The 19,495-nt window shown below is 57.7% G+C and carries 18 protein-coding genes; 14 read left to right on the plus strand and 4 right to left on the minus strand.

Annotated elements, in window-relative coordinates:
• The first annotated feature begins 74 nt into the window (after positions 1–74).
• From Q6A51_RS09625 to Q6A51_RS09640, 4 genes are all read left to right on the plus strand, one after another.
• Positions 75–398, plus strand: coding sequence for a RebB family R body protein (locus Q6A51_RS09625; RefSeq protein WP_405046136.1), 324 nt, complete (start codon positions 75–77; stop codon positions 396–398).
• A gap of 242 nt (positions 399–640) precedes the next feature.
• The gene (gene gabD, locus Q6A51_RS09630) at positions 641–2,083 is read left to right on the plus strand and encodes an NADP-dependent succinate-semialdehyde dehydrogenase (RefSeq protein WP_201004011.1); all 1,443 of its coding nucleotides are present in this window, start codon (positions 641–643) and stop codon (positions 2,081–2,083) included.
• Positions 2,084–2,203: 120 nt separating this feature from the next.
• Complete coding sequence (gabT, locus tag Q6A51_RS09635; RefSeq protein WP_201018937.1) at positions 2,204–3,484, plus strand: 4-aminobutyrate--2-oxoglutarate transaminase; 1,281 nt, start codon at positions 2,204–2,206, stop codon at positions 3,482–3,484.
• Positions 3,485–3,644: 160 nt separating this feature from the next.
• Entirely contained in the window at positions 3,645–5,030 is a 1,386-nt protein-coding gene (locus Q6A51_RS09640; protein WP_304574687.1) for an HDOD domain-containing protein, read from the plus strand.
• Between the two features lie 130 nt (positions 5,031–5,160).
• Here the strand turns inward: Q6A51_RS09640 and Q6A51_RS09645 are convergent, their stop codons facing one another.
• Both Q6A51_RS09645 and desA read right to left on the minus strand, forming a co-directional pair.
• Positions 5,161–6,162 (minus strand): GGDEF domain-containing protein, encoded by a 1,002-nt coding sequence (locus tag Q6A51_RS09645; protein WP_307726211.1) that lies wholly within the window; start codon positions 6,160–6,162, stop codon positions 5,161–5,163.
• Positions 6,163–6,299: 137 nt separating this feature from the next.
• Entirely contained in the window at positions 6,300–7,484 is a 1,185-nt protein-coding gene (gene desA / locus Q6A51_RS09650) for a delta-9 fatty acid desaturase DesA (RefSeq protein ID WP_304574688.1), read from the minus strand.
• Between the two features lie 157 nt (positions 7,485–7,641).
• Between desA and dibA the strand changes: the two genes are divergently transcribed.
• The 6 genes from dibA to Q6A51_RS09680 all read left to right on the plus strand — a co-directional run bounded on the left by dibA (position 7,642) and on the right by Q6A51_RS09680 (position 13,917).
• Positions 7,642–9,576, plus strand: a complete 1,935-nt coding sequence (gene dibA, locus Q6A51_RS09655; protein WP_201018934.1) for a phosphodiesterase DibA — start codon at positions 7,642–7,644, stop codon at positions 9,574–9,576.
• 206 nt (positions 9,577–9,782) lie between these two features.
• Entirely contained in the window at positions 9,783–9,965 is a 183-nt protein-coding gene (oscA, locus tag Q6A51_RS09660; RefSeq protein ID WP_025258055.1) for a sulfur starvation response protein OscA, read from the plus strand.
• A 145-nt stretch (positions 9,966–10,110) separates the two neighbouring features.
• Entirely contained in the window at positions 10,111–11,118 is a 1,008-nt protein-coding gene (locus tag Q6A51_RS09665; RefSeq protein ID WP_117182586.1) for a sulfate ABC transporter substrate-binding protein, read from the plus strand.
• Between the two features lie 104 nt (positions 11,119–11,222).
• The gene (gene cysT, locus Q6A51_RS09670) at positions 11,223–12,044 is read left to right on the plus strand and encodes a sulfate ABC transporter permease subunit CysT (RefSeq protein ID WP_117163651.1); all 822 of its coding nucleotides are present in this window, start codon (positions 11,223–11,225) and stop codon (positions 12,042–12,044) included.
• A gap of 10 nt (positions 12,045–12,054) precedes the next feature.
• Positions 12,055–12,927 carry a sulfate ABC transporter permease subunit CysW gene (gene cysW, locus Q6A51_RS09675; protein WP_025258058.1) on the plus strand — a complete coding sequence of 291 codons (873 nt, stop codon included), beginning with the start codon at positions 12,055–12,057 and terminating at the stop codon, positions 12,925–12,927.
• 3 nt (positions 12,928–12,930) lie between these two features.
• On the plus strand, positions 12,931–13,917 hold the full coding sequence (locus tag Q6A51_RS09680) for a sulfate/molybdate ABC transporter ATP-binding protein (protein WP_201018933.1): 987 nt from the start codon (positions 12,931–12,933) through the stop codon (positions 13,915–13,917).
• A 60-nt stretch (positions 13,918–13,977) separates the two neighbouring features.
• On the opposite strand, the gene Q6A51_RS09685 is transcribed toward Q6A51_RS09680, so the two are convergent.
• Positions 13,978–14,502 carry an Mpo1 family 2-hydroxy fatty acid dioxygenase gene (locus tag Q6A51_RS09685; RefSeq protein ID WP_304574689.1) on the minus strand — a complete coding sequence of 175 codons (525 nt, stop codon included), beginning with the start codon at positions 14,500–14,502 and terminating at the stop codon, positions 13,978–13,980.
• Between the two features lie 84 nt (positions 14,503–14,586).
• Between Q6A51_RS09685 and Q6A51_RS09690 the strand changes: the two genes are divergently transcribed.
• On the plus strand, positions 14,587–15,297 hold the full coding sequence (locus tag Q6A51_RS09690; RefSeq protein WP_304574690.1) for a Crp/Fnr family transcriptional regulator: 711 nt from the start codon (positions 14,587–14,589) through the stop codon (positions 15,295–15,297).
• Positions 15,298–15,307: 10 nt separating this feature from the next.
• Here Q6A51_RS09690 and Q6A51_RS09695 read toward each other — a convergent pair whose 3' ends face one another.
• Positions 15,308–16,300, minus strand: a complete 993-nt coding sequence (locus tag Q6A51_RS09695) for an AraC family transcriptional regulator (protein WP_304574691.1) — start codon at positions 16,298–16,300, stop codon at positions 15,308–15,310.
• Positions 16,301–16,696: 396 nt separating this feature from the next.
• Between Q6A51_RS09695 and Q6A51_RS09700 the strand changes: the two genes are divergently transcribed.
• The 3 genes from Q6A51_RS09700 to Q6A51_RS09710 all read left to right on the plus strand — a co-directional run bounded on the left by Q6A51_RS09700 (position 16,697) and on the right by Q6A51_RS09710 (position 19,309).
• Entirely contained in the window at positions 16,697–17,278 is a 582-nt protein-coding gene (locus tag Q6A51_RS09700) for an alpha/beta hydrolase (protein ID WP_201018929.1), read from the plus strand.
• A gap of 89 nt (positions 17,279–17,367) precedes the next feature.
• Positions 17,368–18,300 carry a sigma 54-interacting transcriptional regulator gene (locus Q6A51_RS09705; protein WP_201018928.1) on the plus strand — a complete coding sequence of 311 codons (933 nt, stop codon included), beginning with the start codon at positions 17,368–17,370 and terminating at the stop codon, positions 18,298–18,300.
• A gap of 226 nt (positions 18,301–18,526) precedes the next feature.
• On the plus strand, positions 18,527–19,309 hold the full coding sequence (locus Q6A51_RS09710; protein ID WP_201018927.1) for a MetQ/NlpA family ABC transporter substrate-binding protein: 783 nt from the start codon (positions 18,527–18,529) through the stop codon (positions 19,307–19,309).
• The last annotated feature ends 186 nt before the right edge of the window (positions 19,310–19,495 follow it).

Consider the following 19,495-nt stretch of genomic DNA (forward strand, 5'->3'; position numbering starts at 1 on the left):
AGCTTCGGGCGGGAAATTATCCGGTTTCACAACTATGCTGCTGTGGCGTAACGGTAGCGGTTCCTCAGGAGAAGATGTCCATGCCCTGCTCAATCGTCAGTCCCCAGATTACCGATGCTGTCACCCAGTCCAACGTCAAGGTACTGGGGGAGTCCCCGCCCATGGCCATGAGCACTCTGTATCAATCGATGGCCCAGGCAACGGCGATTCTGTTTCAGAACGAGGTGGCCGCGCAACAGCAACAGAATACGTTGCCTCAGGCTGCTACCAATCAGGGAGTCATGCAGATCTATAACGTAGATACTGCTTCTGCTGCCAAGGCGACCGAAGCCGTTGGCCAGTCGGGAGCACCTGACAACCTCAAAAGCCTGCTGACGGTACTCAAAAGCTTTGAGTAGACCGGAACGTTCGTATTTCCGGTCGTCCCCCGTTCTTTTTTTTGAACAGCCTATTGTCCTTTACCCCAGCAGTCCCTAGGATTCGTTTGAGATTTCAAACGCTCTTGTTCGGTCCTCCCGTTTTTCCGCGACATGCGTCGCTGAGGCCGATGGAATGTTTTCCTGGCGATGGCTTCCAAATGGGGTGCATCGATATTCAATAGTTCGCTCCGCCCTCGTGCGGTGCTGTTTAGGAGGCCGACATGCAGCTCAAAGATTCCAAACTGTTCCGCCAGCAAGCCTATATCAACGGCCAGTGGCTGGATGCGGACGGTGGTCAGACGATCAAGGTCAATAACCCGGCGACCAATGAAATCCTCGGTACTGTGCCAAAGATGGGCGCTGCCGAAACCCGCCGTGCCATCGAAGCTGCCGACAAGGCGTTGCCGGCCTGGCGTGCCCTGACCGCCAAGGAGCGTGGCAACAAGCTGCGTCGCTGGTTCGAGCTGATGATCGAAAACCAGGATGATCTGGGCCGCCTGATGACGCTGGAGCAAGGCAAGCCGCTGGCCGAGGCCAAGGGCGAGATCGCTTATGCTGCCTCCTTCATAGAATGGTTTGCCGAAGAAGCCAAGCGTGTTTATGGCGATGTGATTCCGGGCCACCAGCCGGACAAGCGCCTGATCGTGCTCAAGCAGCCGATTGGTGTGACAGCCGCCATTACGCCGTGGAACTTCCCGGCGGCGATGATCACCCGCAAGGCCGGTCCGGCTCTGGCCGCCGGTTGCACCATGGTGCTCAAGCCTGCTTCGCAGACTCCGTACTCTGCCCTGGCGCTGGCTGAGCTGGCCGAACGTGCAGGTATTCCGGCTGGCGTATTCAGCGTGGTGACGGGCAGTGCTGGCGATATCGGCAGCGAGCTGACCGGCAACCCGATCGTGCGCAAGCTTTCCTTTACCGGCTCGACCGAAATTGGTCGCCAGTTGATGGCTGAGTGCGCGCAAGACATCAAGAAAGTGTCGCTTGAACTGGGCGGTAACGCGCCTTTCATCGTGTTCGACGATGCTGACCTGGACAAGGCGGTCGACGGCGCAATCATCTCCAAGTACCGCAACAACGGCCAGACCTGCGTTTGCGCCAACCGTATCTATGTGCAGGACGCGGTTTACGATGCGTTTGCCGAGAAACTTCAGGCCGCAGTTGCCAAGCTCAAGATCGGTAACGGCCTGGAAGAGGGCATCACCACTGGCCCGCTGATCGACGAAAAAGCCGTGGCCAAGGTCAAGGAACACATTGCCGATGCGGTGAGCAAAGGTGCAAAAGTGCTGTCGGGCGGCAATAGCCTGGAAGGCACTTTCTTCGAGCCGACCATTCTGGTCAACGTGCCCAAGGATGCCGCGGTGGCGAAGGAAGAAACCTTCGGCCCGCTGGCACCGCTGTTTCGCTTCAAGGACGAGGCCGAAGTGATCGCGCTGGCCAACGATACCGAGTTCGGTCTGGCTTCTTACTTCTATGCTCAGAACATGAGCCGCGTGTTCCGTGTTGCCGAAGCGCTGGAGTACGGCATGGTGGGTATCAACACCGGCCTGATCTCCAACGAGCTGGCGCCGTTCGGTGGCATCAAGTCCTCGGGGCTGGGCCGCGAAGGCTCCAAGTACGGCATCGAAGACTATCTGGAAATCAAATACCTGTGCCTGAGCGTTTGACGCCGCAGGCTTGACCGGTAGTCGGGCGTTGCAGCAGTCGATCATCGTATGCTGCTGCAACTCACCCCGGCTGCTTAATCCTTGAACTACGCCGACCGATGAGCGGCGAATGAGGAATACATGAGCAATACAAACGAATCCTTGATGCAACGCCGCCAGAACGCTGTGCCACGTGGCGTTGGTCAGATCCACCCGATCTTTGCCGCTTCGGCCAAGAATGCCACCGTGACTGACGTTGAGGGCCGTGAGTTCATCGACTTCGCCGGCGGCATCGCGGTACTTAATACCGGTCACCTGCACCCGAAAGTCATCGCGGCCGTGCAAGAGCAACTGACCAAGCTGACTCACACCTGCTTCCAGGTACTGGCTTATGAGCCCTATGTGGAGCTGTGCGAAAAAATCAACGCCAAGGTTCCTGGTGACTTCGCCAAGAAAACCCTGCTGGTGACTACCGGTTCCGAAGCTGTGGAAAACGCCGTCAAGGTCGCTCGTGCAGCCACTGGTCGTGCTGGCGTGATTGCGTTCACGGGCGCTTACCATGGTCGTACCATGATGACCCTGGGCCTGACCGGTAAAGTCGTGCCTTACTCGGCAGGCATGGGCCTGATGCCAGGCGGTATCTTCCGTGCCCTTTACCCGTGCGAACTGCATGGCGTGAGCGTGGATGACTCCATCGCCAGCATCGAGCGCATCTTCAAGAACGATGCCGAGCCTAAAGACATCGCTGCCATCATCATCGAGCCTGTGCAGGGCGAAGGTGGTTTCTACGTGGCGCCGAAGGCGTTCATGCTGCGTCTGCGCGAGCTGTGCGACAAGCACGGCATCCTGCTGATCGCTGACGAAGTCCAGACAGGTGCAGGCCGTACCGGTACGTTCTTCGCCATGGAACAGATGGGCGTTGCTGCCGACCTGACCACGTTTGCCAAGTCCATCGCAGGCGGCTTCCCGCTGGCGGGCGTATGCGGCAAGGCCGAATACATGGACGCCATCGCTCCAGGCGGTCTGGGTGGCACCTATGCCGGTAGCCCGGTCGCCTGTGCTGCGGCATTGGCGGTTCTGGACGTGTTTGAAGAGGAAAACCTGCTGGAACGCTGCAAGGCAGTGGGCGAGCGTCTGGTTTCCGGTCTGAAAGCCATCCAGGCCAAATACCCGGTAATCGGTGAAGTGCGTGCCTTGGGTGCAATGATCGCTGTAGAGCTTTTTGAAGACGGCGATACCCACAAGCCAAACGCTGCTGCGGTGGCGCAGGTTGTGGCCAAGGCGCGTGAAAAGGGCCTGATCCTGCTGTCGTGCGGTACTTATGGCAACGTCTTGCGCGTTCTTGTGCCTTTGACTGCCGATGAAGCGCTGTTGAGCAAAGGTCTGGCGATTCTGGAAGAGTGTTTCGCAGAGATTGCATGAGAAAGTGTGGTCACAAATTGAATGATTTGTGACCAGACAGACAGAAAAAACCCTGCCTCGGCAGGGTTTTTTCGTGTCGATGACCGGTTTTCTCGCTTATAGCTATATATCCGGACGAAGGCTTTGGCTAAGGTGAGCGAATCGATGTCGGAGAGTTCTGATGACAGCTGTAGATTTGCCTGCGATACCTCGCGTATTGATTGCTGAGTCTGATCCGTGGGTTCGTGAAACGCTCAGTGATCTGGTGCTGAGCGTGCGGGCTGACGTCGAATTGGAGATGTGCAGCGACGGCAAGCAGGCTGTTGAATGGATCAAGAAACATCTGCCGGATCTGGTGGTGGCTGCCAGAGAGTTGCCTGTTATCGATGGTTTGAGCCTGTTGCGCGGTATTCGCGCATTGCGTCGCCAGCCTCCCATTCCTTTCATTCTGCTCAGTAACCGTAACGATAGTGCCAGCGTGCGTGAAGTCCTGCCGCTTGCGCCCACGGCTTACCTGACCAAACCCCTGAATACCGAAGGGCTGCGCCAGCGCCTTGAGGGCCTGTTGCTTGAGCGACGTGCGCCGGTGCCCGGTGAGATGCCCGCTCTGACGCCAGGGCTGACCCTGACCAAGTTTCTCGAAAAACGGCGTGATGTTGCTGATGGTGCGCCGCTGTTTGTAGATGTCGCAACGGCGCTCAAGCTCAGTCAGGGTTCGGGCACCGTCGATGCGGCCTTGCTTGAGCAGGAGTTGCGTAACGATCCACACATCACGGCAGTTCTGATTGCAGCGGCCAACAGCGCTGCGCAACATCTTGGCAAGCCTGTCCAGACGCTGACTGGGGCCATGGGTGTACTGGGAGCGGTGCAGGCTTCCAATATCGTGAGCGGTCTTGCGAAAAAACGCATGGCGGTGTTGACCAACGATGCGCTGCTGCTCCAGGCCAACCAGCTCTGGACAATGTCACAGCGCACGGCCGACTACGCTCGTATTCTGGGCGGCATGCTGGAGCTGGATGTCGAGCGCTGTTTCTGCGCCGGTTTGCTGCAATCGCTGGGGGATCTGGCGGTGTTGGGCTGTCTGCAGGAGTGGTTGCTGGCAGGCGGTCATCTGGACGAAGAAGTCATCAGGCAATCCCTTGAGCAGTATTCCGCCGCTTACGGTTCAGCTTTGCGCACCCGCTGGCGTCTGCCCCTTGAGCTGCGTGAGCTGATTGCCGCGGTGTATCAGTACAACACCGGCATCTACACGCGCGAAGTGCTTGCCATGAACCTTGCCGGGCAAATGGCCCGTCTTGGGGAGCACGAAACAGTGACGACGCTGGTCAAGACCAAGTCTGCCAAGCTGCTGAAGTTGAGCGTGGGAGACTTGCAGCGTCTGCGCAAGAAGCTGACTGGCGTGACCGATCCAAGCCTGCTGGCGCCGGTTGCGGTTGAAGTGGCAGAGCCTGAGCCTGAAAAGGAAGCTGATACGGATCTGCTGGATATCACGTCAGAGTCTGTGGACCCAGGTGTTGCCAGTGCGGAAGATCCGGGCGTCGGGGTTCAGGATTTGCCCAAGGGGTGAGTGTTTTTCGCAAATGACTGCCCGACTGGCAAACCCTGATGTCAGCCCGTTCAGAGGCTGATTTCAAAAAGCGGCTGGCTGGGGTGTCAATCCGTGGGAGGGGCCTCCTCCCACAAAGTGAGCTACGCCGTCACACCAGAACAATCTGGTCCTTGCCCTGGCGCTTGGCCTGATACATGGCCGCATCCGCCCTTGCATAGAGCACTTCAAGGCTGGCGTCGTCCGGGCCGAGGTTGGTCAGGCCCTGGCTGGCGGTGATGCCAAACGTCTTGTTGCCGCATTGGAAGTTTTGGCGCTGGATTTCGCGTTGCAGGCGTTCGGCAATCTGCATGGCCATTTCGGGGGCGCAGCCAGGAAACACTGCCGCGAACTCTTCCCCGCCAATGCGCCCGAACAGGTCTCCACGACGTAGCGCCGAGCGACCGCTCTCGGCAATGCGCTGCAACACCACGTCGCCTTCCTGGTGGCCGTACGTGTCGTTCACCAGCTTGAAGTCATCGACATCCAGAAGCAGGAAAGCCATTGGCGTGCCATTCAGCCGGGCCAGCTCGAATTCGCGTTGGGCGCACTCGAAGAAGTGGCGACGGTTGCTGCTCTGGGTCAGCACGTCGGTGGTAGCCAGGCGTTGCAGTTCGTCTTCAAGATGCTTTTTCTCGGTGATGTCTTCAGCGATACCGACCACTATCAGGCGCTGGCTGGGGTCTGTCCGATGGCTGACGAAGCATTTGTCGCTCAGCCAGCGAATCTCGCCATCGGCACGGATGATCCGGTACTCGCGGTCTTCAATGGAGCCCTTTTCGATGACGTCGCTCAGGCTGCGCTCGGCGTAGTTCAGATCGTCCGGATAGATGCTGTCGCGCCATTCCGCGAAGTCGGCCAGCAGCAGGCCTGCCGAACGTCCAAAGATGTTCTCGTAGGCGGGGCTGACGTAGATCATGCGCTGGGTTTCCCAGTCGAACGCCCAAAGTACGGCGTTGACGCTCACCAGCAGTGAACTGAAAAGTTGTTCGCGCTCGCTCAAGCGAGCGACTTCTGCCTGGGCATGCATCAATGCCAGCAGGGTTTCTGCTGCGGCTGGCATCTCGGCCATTTGTGTGGCGGTGGGTAGAGCGATGGCTGTCTGCTTTTCCATGGTGCTACATCTCAAATGACGTGCGGCCAAGGCCGCAGCATCTACCCAAACGGATTATGGGAAAGCCATTGAGATTGATTTTGAGAGGGGAAGTTCCGGTATCGACGCGCCCGTGAGGGGCGCGCCGATCAACGGCGTCAGGCTTGGGCAGGGCGCAGGGAGTAGGTTTTCAGCTGGTCTGCAAAGTCGCGCAGGGACTGGATACCACTGGCCTCGGCCTCCTGAACCCAATCCTTGATGGCACTGAGCATGTCATGGCCGTTGCTGCTGGTCTTGAGCCAGATCTGTTGCAGAGCCAGACGCTTCTCGTAGATGACTTTCAGGGCATGGCTGTGTTCGAGCATGGCCTGGATGCGTATGTGATGCTTGTCTTCCAGCAGGCTGGTCTCCCGGGAAAGCAGGCGTTTGGCGCGGTGGAACTGATGACGAACCGATGCATCGGCCTTGGCCAGTTCCTGTGCTACCAGCGGGCCGATGACCAGCTTGCGGTACTGGGCCATGATCTGGAAGCGGTTGTTGAGGATCGCCATGGCGGTGTCCATGTCCATGTGGCCCTTGCCTTCGACCCGGTGGGCAATCGGCGCGACCCGCTGGACCTTGGCCAGACGCAACGCACTGAACAGCTTGATCCAGGCCCAGCCCATGTCGAACTCCCATGGCTTGACCGACAGCTTGGCCGAGTTGGGATAGGTGTGATGGTTGTTGTGCAGTTCTTCGCCACCGATCACGATGCCCCACGGCACCAGATTGGTTGCCGCATCCCGGCACTCGAAATTGCGATAGCCCACGGCATGGCCCAGGCCATTGACCACGCCAGCGGCCCAGAACGGAATCCACATCATCTGCACGGCCCAGACGGTGATGCCGAGTACACCGAACAGCGCCAGGTCGATAACGGCCATCAGGGCAATACCCAGCATCTTGTAGCGCGAATACAGATTGCGCTCGATCCAGTCTTCGGGGCAGTTCTTGCCGTAGATACGCAAGGTGTCCTGATTCTGCGCTTCGGCACGGTACAGTTCCGCACCCTTGCGCAGGACAGTGGACAGCCCCTTGACGACCGGGCTGTGGGGGTCATCGACGGTTTCGCATTTTGCGTGGTGTTTGCGGTGGATGGCAGTCCACTCGCGGGTGTTCTGCGCAGTGGTCAGCCACAGCCAGAAGCGGAAGAAGTGCTTGAGCCCCGAATGAAGTTCCAGGGAGCGATGGGCGGAGTAGCGATGTAGGTAAACCGTAACGCCGACGATGGTCACATGGGTCATTACCAGTGTGACTGCTATTAACTGCCAGACGGAAAGGTCGAGCAAACCGTTGTACCACATAGGCTGTTTGGCCCTCGTAGAGACACGTGTGAAGAAAAAAGTAACAGAGCGCATTATCACTTAGCCTTCACAGAAAACCAGTCGCTCTTTTAGATAAGAGTCGCAGGATGTTTCTTGCTTTATAATCCGGCCATTTTGTAAGGTTTTATGCATTCTTATGACCAATTCTTCTTATGAAGCCCTGCGGACAGCCATTTTGTATGGGGTGTGCTCTCTTCTGTGGTTTGTGGCGTGTGATTATCTCCTGCCCCATTTGATCGAAGAACCGGCTCAATTGGTCTTCTGGCAGCGGACAGGGGGTTACCTCTGGGTTGTCCTCAGTGCGGCCATGATTTTTATCGTTCGTGGACGATTGCTCAGGTTCATGGGCGTCGATGCGCAGTTGCGTCGTCAGCAGGAGGAAGATCAGGAGCGTTTGCGGCTGGCTTCGGCGGTGTTCGACAGCACCCGCGAAGGGGTATTGGTGACCGATGAAAAGGGGCTGATCGTTCATGTGAATCGCGCCTTCATGGAAATCACCGGTTATCAGGCCGAGGAAGTACTGGGCTTCAACCCGAGCAAGTTCAAGTCGGGTCGCCACGGCCCCGAGTTTTATCGGCAGATGTATCGTTCCATCCTCAGCGCCGGGCAATGGAGCGGAGAAATCTGGAACCGGCGCAAAAGCGGCGACATTTATCCTCAGTGGCAGAGTATCCGTGGCATCAAGGATCAGGATGGCCAGATCAGGCATTTCGTGGCGGTGTTCTCGGACATCACGGCCATCAAGCGTTCCGAGCAGGAGCTGACCCAGCTTGCTCACTACGATGGCCTTACGCAATTGCCCAATCGCCTGCTGTTCAGCGACCGCGCCACTCAGGCGTTGGCCCATGCCCGCTCCAGCAAGCGTGGTTGCGCATTGCTGCTCATCGACCTCGACCATTTCAAGAACATCAATGACAGCCTGGGCCACAGCGTTGGTGATCAGGTGCTCCAGGCAGTGGCTGAACGCCTCAAGAGTCTGTTCGATAGCGAATTGACCCTGGCGCGGCTTGGCGGCGACGAGTTCGCGCTGCTGGTGAAAAACTGTCAGCAGGCCGTGCAGGCGGCAGCCTTGGCGCAACAGATCATCGACAGCTTCAAGAAGCCTTTTCTGCTCGACGAGCATGAGTTGTTCATCACCGCCAGTATTGGCATCAGCCTGTTTCCCAGTGATGCGTTGACGGTTGTGCAATTGTTGCGCAACGCAGACTCTGCCTTGTTCAAGGCCAAGAGCGACGGGCGTGAAGGCTATGCGCTTTATACCGAAGAACTCACGGCGCATGCCCAGCAGCGGGTCGAACTGGCCAGTGAGTTGCACCGGGCCATCGAGCAGAAGGAACTGCGGGTGTTCTACCAGCCGATCCATGACCTGGAGAACAGCCATATCAAGGGCGTCGAAGCCCTTGTGCGTTGGGAGCATCCAAGGCGTGGCATGGTTTCGCCGGGAGAGTTCATCCCGATTGCCGAGCAAAGCGGGCTGATCGCCGATATCGATGCCTGGGTGTTGAATACGGCGTGCAGGCAGATGCGTGTCTGGCTGGAGGAGGGCGTGAACCTGTCATTTGTTGCGGTGAATATCTCCAGCCGGCTGTTCAGCCATGGTGATCTGGACTTGCGAGTGGCCCAGGTGCTGCGCGATACCGGGCTGGACCCTGCCTTTCTGGAGCTGGAGGTCACTGAAAGCGCGGTGATGGACGACCCCGAGCAGGCGATCGAACAACTGCATCGATTGCGCAATCTGGGGCTGAGCCTGGCCATCGATGATTTCGGCACGGGTTATTCGTCGCTCCTGCGGCTCAAGCGCATGCCGGTCCAGAAGCTGAAGATCGATCAGGGCTTTGTCGCCGGTCTCCCAGGCGATGACGACGACATTGCGATTGTGCGCATCATCATCGCTTTGGCCAAGAGCATGGGCATGCGGGTACTGGCCGAAGGGATCGAGCATGCCGAGCAGGCGGGTTTCCTGCTGGAAAATGGCTGTCAGCTTGGGCAGGGCTATTGGTTTGCCCGGCCGATGCCTGCCGAACAGATCGATTGGTTACGAGCGCCGGACTTTCGACAGCCTGTGATCTGAAAGATTTCTGGCTGTGGAATCCAGGCCTGCCGGGGCGTGCAACGCGCTCTGGCTGTAGGCTGTAACGCCAAATGACTTTTGGTTATATCTGCATTCTTAAATAGTCTTTTTAAGAATAACTCTGCGTATCTAATATTGTCCCAACGCCACAAGCCATCGCCCCCAGTCGCGACAGGCAGGCCTCTCAAATTTCAAGGAATACGATTATGAGCGCATCTCTACGTAGTGTTGACGGTCAGGACGAAGCAGCAATTCTGCGTGAAATTCAGAGTGCGCTGCGTGACCTGCGTTTTGGCGCCGTCGAAATCACTGTGCATAACGCCCAAGTGGTTCAGATCGAGCGTAAGGAAAAGTTTCGTTTGCAGAACTCCGGCGCCAAGCCGAGCTGATTCCGCACCCGACTGGTTAACCGGAGGGCTTCACTTTGACTCCTGATACACCCGTGAACAGCAGCGCTCCATTCCGAATGCGGTTTTGAAGCGCCAAGAAGAATTCAAAAAAGCCAACACTTAGAATTTCCAGGAGCTCCACCTTATGTCAATTCGCCGTTTTGCCTTGGCTGCTCTGGCCAGCGCTGTTTTTGCAGGTTCCGCTGTTGCAAAGGATTATGAATTGCTCAACGTGTCCTATGATCCGACACGCGAGCTGTATCAGGAATACAACGCAGAATTCGCCAGTTACTGGAAAAAAGCTCATCCGGACGACACCGTCACCGTCAAGCAGTCCCATGGCGGTTCGGGCAAGCAAGGTCGTGCGGTCATCGACGGTCTGCGCGCTGACGTCGTGACCCTGGCTCTGGCCGGTGACATCGACGAAATCGCCAAGCTGGGCAAGACCCTGCCAGAGAACTGGCAGACTCGCCTGCCGGATGCCAGCACCCCTTACACCTCGACCATCGTGTTCCTGGTACGCAAGGGCAACCCTAAAGGCATCAAGGATTGGGGCGACCTGATCAAGCCGGGCGTCTCGGTCATCACTCCGAACCCTAAAACCAGCGGCGGTGCGCGCTGGAACTTCCTGGCAGCCTGGGCCTATGGTCTGAAATCCGGTGGCAGCGAAGCCAAGGCCAAGGAATACGTGCAGACTCTGTTCAAGCACGTGCCGATCCTGGATACCGGCGCTCGCGGTTCGACCATTACTTTCGTCAACAACGGTCAGGGTGACGTGTTGCTGGCCTGGGAAAACGAAGCGTTCCTGGCTCTGAAGGAAGACGGTGGCAACGACAAGTTCGATATCGTCGTACCTTCCCTGTCGATCCTGGCCGAGCCGCCTGTCGCGGTCGTCGACAAGAACGCCGAGAAGAAGGGCAACACCGAAATCGCTACCGAATACCTGAAGCACCTGTACAGCAAGGCAGGCCAGGAAATCGCAGCCAAGAACTTCTACCGCCCGCGTGACCCGGAAGTTGCCGCCAAGTATGAGAAGCAATTCCCGAAACTGGAGCTGGTAACTATCGACAAAGACTTTGGCGGCTGGAAAACTGCGCAGCCGAAATTTTTCAATGACGGCGGTGTGTTCGACCAGATCTACCAAGCGCAGTAATCTGTGCAACCAGGCGGTACTGCCCCAAAAGCAGTGCCGTCCAGGACACGTTCATTAGCCCGGATTCGTTTCCGGGCTTTGTGCAAGCGGAACCAAGGACTTTTATGTCGCGTCGTATCTCCCCCGTCATACCCGGCTTCGGGCTGACGCTGGGCTACACCTTGGTGTACCTCAGTCTGATTGTGCTTATACCGCTGGCGGCCATGTTTGTTCATGCCGCGCAGCTCACCTGGGATCAGTTCTGGAACATCATCACCGCTCCGCGTGTGATAGCGGCCTTGAAGCTGAGTTTCGGTACCGCGTTCTACGCAGCCTTGATCAACGGCGTCATTGGTACGCTGCTGGCCTGGGTGCTGGTGCGTTATACCTTCCCCGGTCGCAAGATCATCGATGCGATGATCGATCTGCCGTTCGCTCTCCCAACCGCCGTTGCCGGTATCGCGCTGACCGCGCTTTACGCACCCAATGGTCTGGTCGGGCAGTTCGCCACGGATCTGGGTTTCAAGATTGCCTACACCCCGCTGGGTATCACTCTGGCGCTGACATTCGTGACCATGCCGTTTGTGGTACGTACCGTGCAGCCTGTGCTGGCCGATATTCCGCGTGAGGTCGAAGAAGCGGCTGCCTGCCTGGGCGCTCGCCCGTTGCAGGTGTTTCGCTACATCCTGGTGCCTGCCTTGTTGCCCGCGTGGCTGACCGGGTTTGCCCTGGCCTTTGCCCGTGGTGTCGGTGAATACGGCTCGGTGATTTTCATCGCCGGTAACATGCCGATGAAAACCGAAATCCTGCCGCTGTTGATCATGGTCAAGCTCGACCAGTATGACTACACCGGCGCGACGGCTATCGGCGTGATGATGCTGGTGGTTTCCTTCATTCTGTTGCTGCTGATCAACTTGTTGCAGCGGCGCATCGAAACCCCATCCTGAGGAGGCGCGCATGTCTTATTCATCTGTTTCTGCCGCCGCCGATGCCAACGCTGCACGCCGTGGTAATTCCACCGCACGCCGGATTCTGATCGGTCTTGGCTGGCTGATCTTTGCTCTGTTTCTGGGCTTGCCGCTGTTCATCGTGGTGTCTCAGGGGTTGAAGAACGGCCTGGGTGCGTTCTTCTCCGCGATTCTTGAGCCTGATGCGCTGTCGGCCCTCAAGCTGACGGTGATCGCGGTGCTGATCTCGGTTCCGCTCAATCTGGTCTTCGGTGTCAGCGCCGCGTGGTGCGTGAGCAAGTACTCGTTCCGTGGCAAGAGCATTCTGGTGACCCTGATCGACCTGCCGTTTTCGGTATCGCCGGTCATTGCCGGTCTGGTCTATGTGTTGATGTTCGGCGCTCAGGGCCTGTTCGGGCCATGGCTGCAGGACCACGACATCCAGATCGTCTTTGCCTTGCCGGGTATTGTGCTGGCGACCATTTTCGTGACGGTGCCTTTCGTGGCTCGTGAACTGATCCCGCTGATGCAGGAGCAGGGCACGCAGGAAGAAGAAGCTGCACGTCTGCTGGGCGCCAACGGCTGGCAGATGTTCTGGCACGTTACGGTACCCAATATCAAATGGGGTCTGATCTACGGCGTGGTGCTCTGTACCGCACGGGCCATGGGTGAGTTTGGCGCGGTGTCGGTGGTGTCCGGCCACATCCGCGGCGTAACCAACACCCTGCCGCTGCACGTCGAAATCCTCTACAACGAGTACAACCACGTCGCAGCCTTTGCCGTGGCAAGCTTGTTGCTGATCCTGGCGCTGTTCATCCTGCTGCTCAAGCAGTGGAGCGAATCCCGCATTAACCGTCTGCGCCAAAGCGCGGCGGAGGAATAAATCATGTCGATCGAAGTCCGTAACGTCAGCAAGAACTTCAACGCCTTCAAGGCCCTGAACACCATCAATCTGGATATCCAGAGTGGCGAACTGGTTGCCTTGCTCGGCCCGTCAGGCTGCGGCAAGACCACCTTGTTGCGCATTATTGCCGGTCTGGAAACCCCGGATGCAGGCAGCATCGTTTTTCACGGTGAAGATGTTTCCGGCCACGATGTCCGTGACCGCAATGTCGGTTTCGTATTCCAGCACTATGCGCTGTTCCGGCACATGACCGTGTTCGACAACGTTGCCTTTGGCCTGCGCATGAAGCCCAAGAATCAGCGTCCGAACGAAACCCAGATCGCCGCCAAGGTTCATGAGCTGTTGAACATGGTGCAACTGGACTGGCTGGCCGACCGTTACCCAGAGCAGCTTTCCGGTGGTCAGCGTCAGCGTATCGCCCTGGCGCGTGCCTTGGCGGTGGAGCCCAAGGTGTTGCTGCTGGACGAGCCGTTCGGTGCGCTGGATGCCAAGGTGCGTAAAGAACTGCGTCGCTGGCTGGCGCGCCTGCACGAAGACATCAACCTGACGTCGGTCTTCGTGACCCACGACCAGGAAGAAGCCATGGAAGTGGCGGACCGCATCGTGGTGATGAACAAGGGCGTGATTGAGCAGATCGGTTCGCCGGGCGAGGTTTACGAGGCACCGTCCAACGACTTCGTCTACCACTTCCTCGGCGACTCGAACCGCCTGAGCCTGGGCGACGGTCACGTGCTGTTCCGTCCGCACGAAGTATCGCTGTCACGTCAGGAGCTGGAAGACCACCACGCTGCTGAAGTCCGCGACATTCGTCCGTTGGGCGCCACTACGCGGATAACCCTCAAGGCCGAAGGCCAGAGCGATCTGATCGAGGTTGAAGTGGTGAAGGATCACGACAGCCTGGTAGGTCTGGCGCGTGGTGAGACGCTGTTCTTCAAGCCAAAGGTCTGGCAGAAGGTTTCGGGCGTCTAGTACCCCGGCAGGAGAGAATTCATTCGCGAACTGTTCGCGAATGAATTCGCTCCTACAGCGTTACACCGCTGCTTTTGGTGTGTTGCGCCGCACCGGTCCGACACGCTCTTCGATGGCATGCTGCAACGGCTTGCGCATCCCGGCCAGAAACGCCAGCTCCGCGACTACGAACAATGGGCCGATGATCAGGCCTGTCACATCGTCGATGAATGCCGGTTTGCGGCCTTCGTAGTAATGGCCGATGAACTGGATGATCCAGCCGATCACAAACAGCCCGACTCCTGCACTCAGCCAGACCATGGTGGTCTGCTGCGCCAGGTTTGCGCCTGCCCAGATGCAAAGCCCGAGCAGGGCCGTCATCACCAGCCCCAGCGCCTTATCAAGCTTGAGATAGAAAACGATCGATGCCAGCGTAACCAGCGCTGCAGGCGATAGCCAGAACCCGCCCACGTCCCAGCCCGGCCGTGACAGCAATACCGCCACAGCCAGCACAATCAGGGGGATTCCTACGAAGTGGGTCACGATATTGCGCGAATCACGGTGATAGGCCGCGTATTGGCTGAGATGATCGACAAGGTTTTTCATTATTATTCCTGCCTGAGACGATTATCGGGTTGAGCTACCGTATCGCTTTTGCAATACGGGCGCTGGTGAAAAAAGGGAGCAAACATGACAAATGGAGCGGGATGGCGGTCACGATTACTGTCCGATTACTGGTTTTCCTATTTACCTGCCGATTTGCAGGATAGCCTGCTTGCCGCCGCTCGGCAGCGTCGCAAGACACCCGGCAAACTGCTGTTTGAAAAGGGCGACCCTCCGTGCGGGCTTTATGTCCTGCTGGAAGGCTCTGTGCGTATGGGGGCTGTTCATGAGCAGCGCTTGTCGCCACGACTGAAGGAAGTCAGGCCGCCTTACTGGTTTGGCGAGGTTTCGCTGTTCGACGGCATGCCCCGCATGCTGGACGCCTACTCGGTGGATCAGACGATCTTCCTGCAGATTCCCCATGAAACACTTGTTGAATGGCTGGAAAAGAACCCACAGCACTGGCGTTATTTCGAGGCACTGCTCAGTCATAAGCTGGGCCTGGCCTTGCCCGGCTCCGAGAAAGTTAAGCAGTTGCCTGCCCGTGCCAGAGTGGCCTGGCGCTTGTTGTTGCTATGCGAGGGATATGGTCATTTGAGCCATGCACGGCGCCTGGTCACACTGGACGATATCCTGGCCACGGACACACTGGCGCTGGCCCGCCCCGACTTGCTGGAAGCGCTCGAAGATCTGCATCAACGCAAGATCGTGCGTCTTGGCGATGAGCATGTGGAAGTCTTCGATGTGGTCGGATTGCGCAAGGCGGCTAATTTCTCGCGGGCCAGGGTGTTGAGTTGACCGAGGCCACTTATCGTCCCAACTCATTTCTATACTGCTCCGGTGTCTGCCCCGTCCAGCGTTTGAAGGCGCGGTTCAGGCTGTCGGTATCGGCAAAACCCAGCAAGTAAGCGGCTTCGCTCAGGGAAACCTGCGGGTCGCTCATGTGTAGCAGGGCCAGGTTCTGGCGGCATTGCTTGAGCAGCAGGTCATAGCGACAACCTTCGTCGGCCAGGTGCCGTTGCAGGCTGCGTGGGCTCAGGTGCAAGGCTTCGGCGATGCTTTCGGCCGAGGGTTCGCCGTCCGGGAGCAGGCTCTCGATGGCTGAGCGTACACGCTGCTCCCAGATCAGTGGCTGGAGTTGTTCGCCGTTATGAGGTGGTTCGCTCAGTTGCGACGGGTTGTCGTCCAGATGGCTGTCGAAGTCGGCGCAGGCAAATACCAGCAGGTTTTCTGTTGCCGAGAAGTGTAGGGGCGCGCGGAAGAAGTCCTGCCAGGATTGTGGATTGACGGGGGCGGGCCGCTGCAGGTGGACACTCAGCGGCGCGTAGCTGCGGCCCAGCCGGTTGCGGCAAGTGCGTACATAAATGGCGGCAAAGGCATCCAGCACTTCATGGGCCGGGGTCGCAGAGTCCGTCGGTGCATTGAAGCGGAATTCATAATGTTCACCGACCCGTTTGAAGTCTAGAACCAGCGCATCATTGGCGACCGAGTGGTAACGCACGATACGCTCGAATACCTCGCGTAATGACTCGCTGGCCACCAGGGTGTAGCCCAGGGCATGAAAGGTGGTCGGGCTGACGAAGCGTGAAACCCGCAAGCCCAGCGCCGAATCGCCGCTGGCCTGTACTGCCAGTTGCCAGAGCCGGTTGGTTGCGACGGGTGAGTACTCGGCGTTGGGAGCGTCAATGAGCCGGGGATCGAGCCCGGCTGTCTTGCACAGCGCGAGGCTGTCCAGGCTCAGGGCATCGAGTTGTTTGCGCAGGGCGCGGGTCCAGGTGGTGAGGCTGTTTGACTCGGGCATATGAACGACCCTTCCTGTCATAGGTTGCTGCTCAAGGTCGGGGTAGTGCCGACAGGTACCGATGGCAACTCCTTTGCCCGATACCGATGTCAGAGCATGAAAGCATTTATGACAATTGTGCAAGTGTTCCCTGACTGAATGCATAGCGGTCATATAAGGCACATGAGCATTGCGCTCTCACATCGTCATTCTCTGTAGCTTTGCTGTAACCCTTCGGGTTTATCTTCTCTTGTGAAAGCGATTTTTAGGGGGATCGTCCTTGAGACAGGGGGCGGTCCCTTTTTTTTGCGCTTCATATTCCTTGTGGGTATTAATAAATAGCCACTTATTCCTTATCGGATATATGTTTCGTCCCTATACTCGTTCCATGAGTGCCCACATGCAGGAGGCGAACCCATGCATAACGAGTCGATCCGTTACCTGATCGTGCCAGGCTGGCAAGGGTCGCCTGAGGATCATTGGCAAAGTCACTGGCAGGCCAGTCTGCCCAACAGCGCGCGCGTGGAGCAGTACGACTGGCTCAAGCCGCGACGTGAAGACTGGATTGGCGAGTTGCAGCGAATGATTTCTTCGCAGGACACGCCGGTGATCCTGATCGCTCACAGCCTGGGTTGCATCACGGTTGCGCATTGGGCACAACTGGCCCCGCTGGAATCCTTGCGTCAGGTGCATGGTGCGCTGCTGGTGGCTCCGGCCGATGTCGAACGCCCGAACTGCCCTCCGGCCTTGCGTAATTTTGCACCGATCCCCAAAGACCTCCTGCCGTTCCCGACGCAGATCGTCAGCTCTGACAACGACCCTGCCGTCAGCTCCCAGCGCGCCATGGAAATGGCCCGCAACTGGGGCGCCGATGTCGGGTTCCTGAGTCAGGCGGGGCATATCAATGTCAAGTCGGGCCATCAACGCTGGGAACAGGGTTTCGCTTACCTGTACCGCTTGCAGAACCGTTTGGAACAGCACGCACGTCGTCGGGCATGAGTACCGACACCATCATGTTTTCGTCAGGTCATTCGGCCTGCCTGTTTTTTAACGCTTGAGCCTCGCAAGGGCTCAGGCGGGAGTTTGTCATGAGCCTTGAAGCTTTCGGTCAGCCGCTGCTGACTTTTCCCGAAGCGGACAAAAGTCCTCTTAGTATCCGCGCCAAAGCGCTGGTTTTCATCGATCCACGTTCTCGTCAGTTGCGCGAAGAAATGGAACAACTGGCGCCTCGCTCGCTGCCAGTATTGATTCGCGGCGAATCCGGCACCGGCAAGGAATTGCTGGCGCGGCATATTCACCGTGGCAGTGACCGCTCCGGGCTGTTTGTGTCGGTCAACTGCGGTGCCATCAGCCCTTCCTACGCCGATGCAGAGTTGTTCGGCTATGCTGCTGGCGCCCACAGCGTATCGGGCAGTAGCCGTGCCGGCTGGTTCGGATCGGCCAATGGCGGCACCCTGTATCTGGATGAGATCGGTGACTTGCCGCTGCCGATTCAGATCAAGCTGCTGTCGGCTCTGGAAAATCACGAAGTCACCCGTGTTGGTGCTCATCAGCCAAGCCCGGTGGATGTGCGTCTGGTGGCCGCGACCAGTATCGATCTGGCGCAGGCTGTGGAGGCCGGGAAGTTTCACGAGCGGCTTTACCACTACCTGAGCGAAGGACGCCTGGACCTGCCGGCCCTGCGCGAACAGCCCGGCAACATCGTGCCTTTGGCGGAATATTTTGTGGGTATCTACAGCCAGCGCCTGAACCTGCCGGTGCAGTTGCTCAGCGATGAGGCGCAGCTTGCCCTCCAGGCCCATAACTGGCCTGGCAATACACGTGAGCTGGAAAACGTCATTCACTTTGCGCTGCTGGTCAGCAGTGGCGAAGAGATTCTGCCGGAGCATCTGAACCTGCCGCAAAGCACTAACCCGATTGCAGAGGTCGAGCGGCTTGTCGGGCGGATTCTGGTAGATGCCAAAGAGGAACAACTGCTGGCCGTAAAACGCCTGCTGGAACGTATTCAGTTCAAGGATTGAAAAAACGTTCACCTTTGTTTGATCCTGCGCGCCCCTCTGGGGGCGTTTTTTGTTCTATGTGCTGCTGTTTTGATTCATTCAGGCATAAGCACTTACGAAAAAGATATTTTCTTGGAATAAAAAAGCCCGGTAATGTCCATGCCATGCCCCCTGATAGCACTGCATCGGGGGCAACACATTGGTGAGCTGTCGTTTTCCACGACTTTGATTTTCCTAAGGACATTGCATGAAGAAGACCTTGTTGTTGACCGCTCTGGCGGCCGCGCTTTCCATTGGCCTGGCTCAGGCTGGCGAAAAACTGGTGGTCGGTGCTACCCCTGTTCCACACGCTGAAATTCTGAAGCTGATCCAGCCAACCCTGGCCAAGGAAGGCGTGGATCTGGAAATCAAGGAATTCACCGATTACGTGCAGCCTAACGTGCAGCTCAACGAGAAGCGTCTGGACGCCAACTACTTCCAGACCAAGCCTTATCTGGATGGCTTCAACAAAGGCAAGGGCGCCAGACTGGTGACCGGCGTCGGTGTTCACGTTGAACCGTTCGGCGCTTATTCCTCCAAGCACAAGAGCCTGGCGGATCTGCCTGAGGGCGCAACCGTTGCCATTCCGAACGAAGCCAGCAACGGCGGTCGCGCACTCCTTCTGCTGCAAAAGGGCGGCCTGATTACCCTCAAGGAGCCGACCAACGCGCTGTCGACGCTCAAGGACATCGCCACCAACCCGAAAAAACTGAAATTCCGCGAACTGGAATCGGCTTTGCTGCCTCGCTCGCTGAGTCAGGTTGACCTTGCGCTGATCAATACCAACTACGCGCTGGAAGCCAAGCTCAGCCCGCGCAAGGATGCCTTGATCATCGAAGGTTCCGATTCGCCTTACGTGAACTACCTGGTGACCCGCGAAGATAACGCCAACACCGACGCTATCCAGAAGCTGTCCAAAGCACTGACCAGCCCTGAAGTGAAGGAATTCATCCTCAAGAAGTACGATGGCGCGGTATTGCCAGCGTTCTGATTGCCGATCGGGTACGGTTAATCCCCTTTCCCGGCTGCCGCTTCTATGGAGTTCTCTGTGGGAGCGGCTTCAGCCGCGAAGTCTGCTAGCTCATTCCGCGCTATGAATATGCCATAACGGTATTTAAATTTAGTTTCTTATACCTATAAAGTTCTGTCTCTATATTCATCTACATGTTTTGGAGTC

This window comes from Pseudomonas serbiensis (genome assembly GCF_030580745.1).
GTDB classification, from domain to species: domain Bacteria; phylum Pseudomonadota; class Gammaproteobacteria; order Pseudomonadales; family Pseudomonadaceae; genus Aquipseudomonas; species Aquipseudomonas serbiensis.

What these genes read in the sequence shown, in the direction of transcription:
- gabD (WP_201004011.1), top strand. Translation starts at nt 641, where the DNA reads ATGCAGCTCAAAGATTCCAAACTGTTCCGCCAGCAAGCCTATATCAAC.
- Q6A51_RS09645 (WP_307726211.1), bottom strand. Translation starts at nt 6,162, where the DNA reads ATGGAAAAGCAGACAGCCATCGCTCTACCCACCGCCACACAAATGGCC.
- Q6A51_RS09705 (WP_201018928.1), top strand. Translation starts at nt 17,368, where the DNA reads ATGAGCCTTGAAGCTTTCGGTCAGCCGCTGCTGACTTTTCCCGAAGCG.
- Q6A51_RS09680 (WP_201018933.1), top strand. Translation starts at nt 12,931, where the DNA reads ATGTCGATCGAAGTCCGTAACGTCAGCAAGAACTTCAACGCCTTCAAG.
- dibA (WP_201018934.1), top strand. Translation starts at nt 7,642, where the DNA reads ATGACCAATTCTTCTTATGAAGCCCTGCGGACAGCCATTTTGTATGGG.
- oscA (WP_025258055.1), top strand. Translation starts at nt 9,783, where the DNA reads ATGAGCGCATCTCTACGTAGTGTTGACGGTCAGGACGAAGCAGCAATT.
- gabT (WP_201018937.1), top strand. Translation starts at nt 2,204, where the DNA reads ATGAGCAATACAAACGAATCCTTGATGCAACGCCGCCAGAACGCTGTG.
- Q6A51_RS09685 (WP_304574689.1), bottom strand. Translation starts at nt 14,502, where the DNA reads ATGAAAAACCTTGTCGATCATCTCAGCCAATACGCGGCCTATCACCGT.
- cysT (WP_117163651.1), top strand. Translation starts at nt 11,223, where the DNA reads ATGTCGCGTCGTATCTCCCCCGTCATACCCGGCTTCGGGCTGACGCTG.
- desA (WP_304574688.1), bottom strand. Translation starts at nt 7,484, where the DNA reads ATGTGGTACAACGGTTTGCTCGACCTTTCCGTCTGGCAGTTAATAGCA.
- Q6A51_RS09710 (WP_201018927.1), top strand. Translation starts at nt 18,527, where the DNA reads ATGAAGAAGACCTTGTTGTTGACCGCTCTGGCGGCCGCGCTTTCCATT.
- Q6A51_RS09690 (WP_304574690.1), top strand. Translation starts at nt 14,587, where the DNA reads ATGACAAATGGAGCGGGATGGCGGTCACGATTACTGTCCGATTACTGG.
- Q6A51_RS09665 (WP_117182586.1), top strand. Translation starts at nt 10,111, where the DNA reads ATGTCAATTCGCCGTTTTGCCTTGGCTGCTCTGGCCAGCGCTGTTTTT.
- cysW (WP_025258058.1), top strand. Translation starts at nt 12,055, where the DNA reads ATGTCTTATTCATCTGTTTCTGCCGCCGCCGATGCCAACGCTGCACGC.
- Q6A51_RS09625 (WP_405046136.1), top strand. Translation starts at nt 75, where the DNA reads ATGTCCATGCCCTGCTCAATCGTCAGTCCCCAGATTACCGATGCTGTC.
- Q6A51_RS09640 (WP_304574687.1), top strand. Translation starts at nt 3,645, where the DNA reads ATGACAGCTGTAGATTTGCCTGCGATACCTCGCGTATTGATTGCTGAG.
- Q6A51_RS09695 (WP_304574691.1), bottom strand. Translation starts at nt 16,300, where the DNA reads ATGCCCGAGTCAAACAGCCTCACCACCTGGACCCGCGCCCTGCGCAAA.
- Q6A51_RS09700 (WP_201018929.1), top strand. Translation starts at nt 16,697, where the DNA reads ATGCATAACGAGTCGATCCGTTACCTGATCGTGCCAGGCTGGCAAGGG.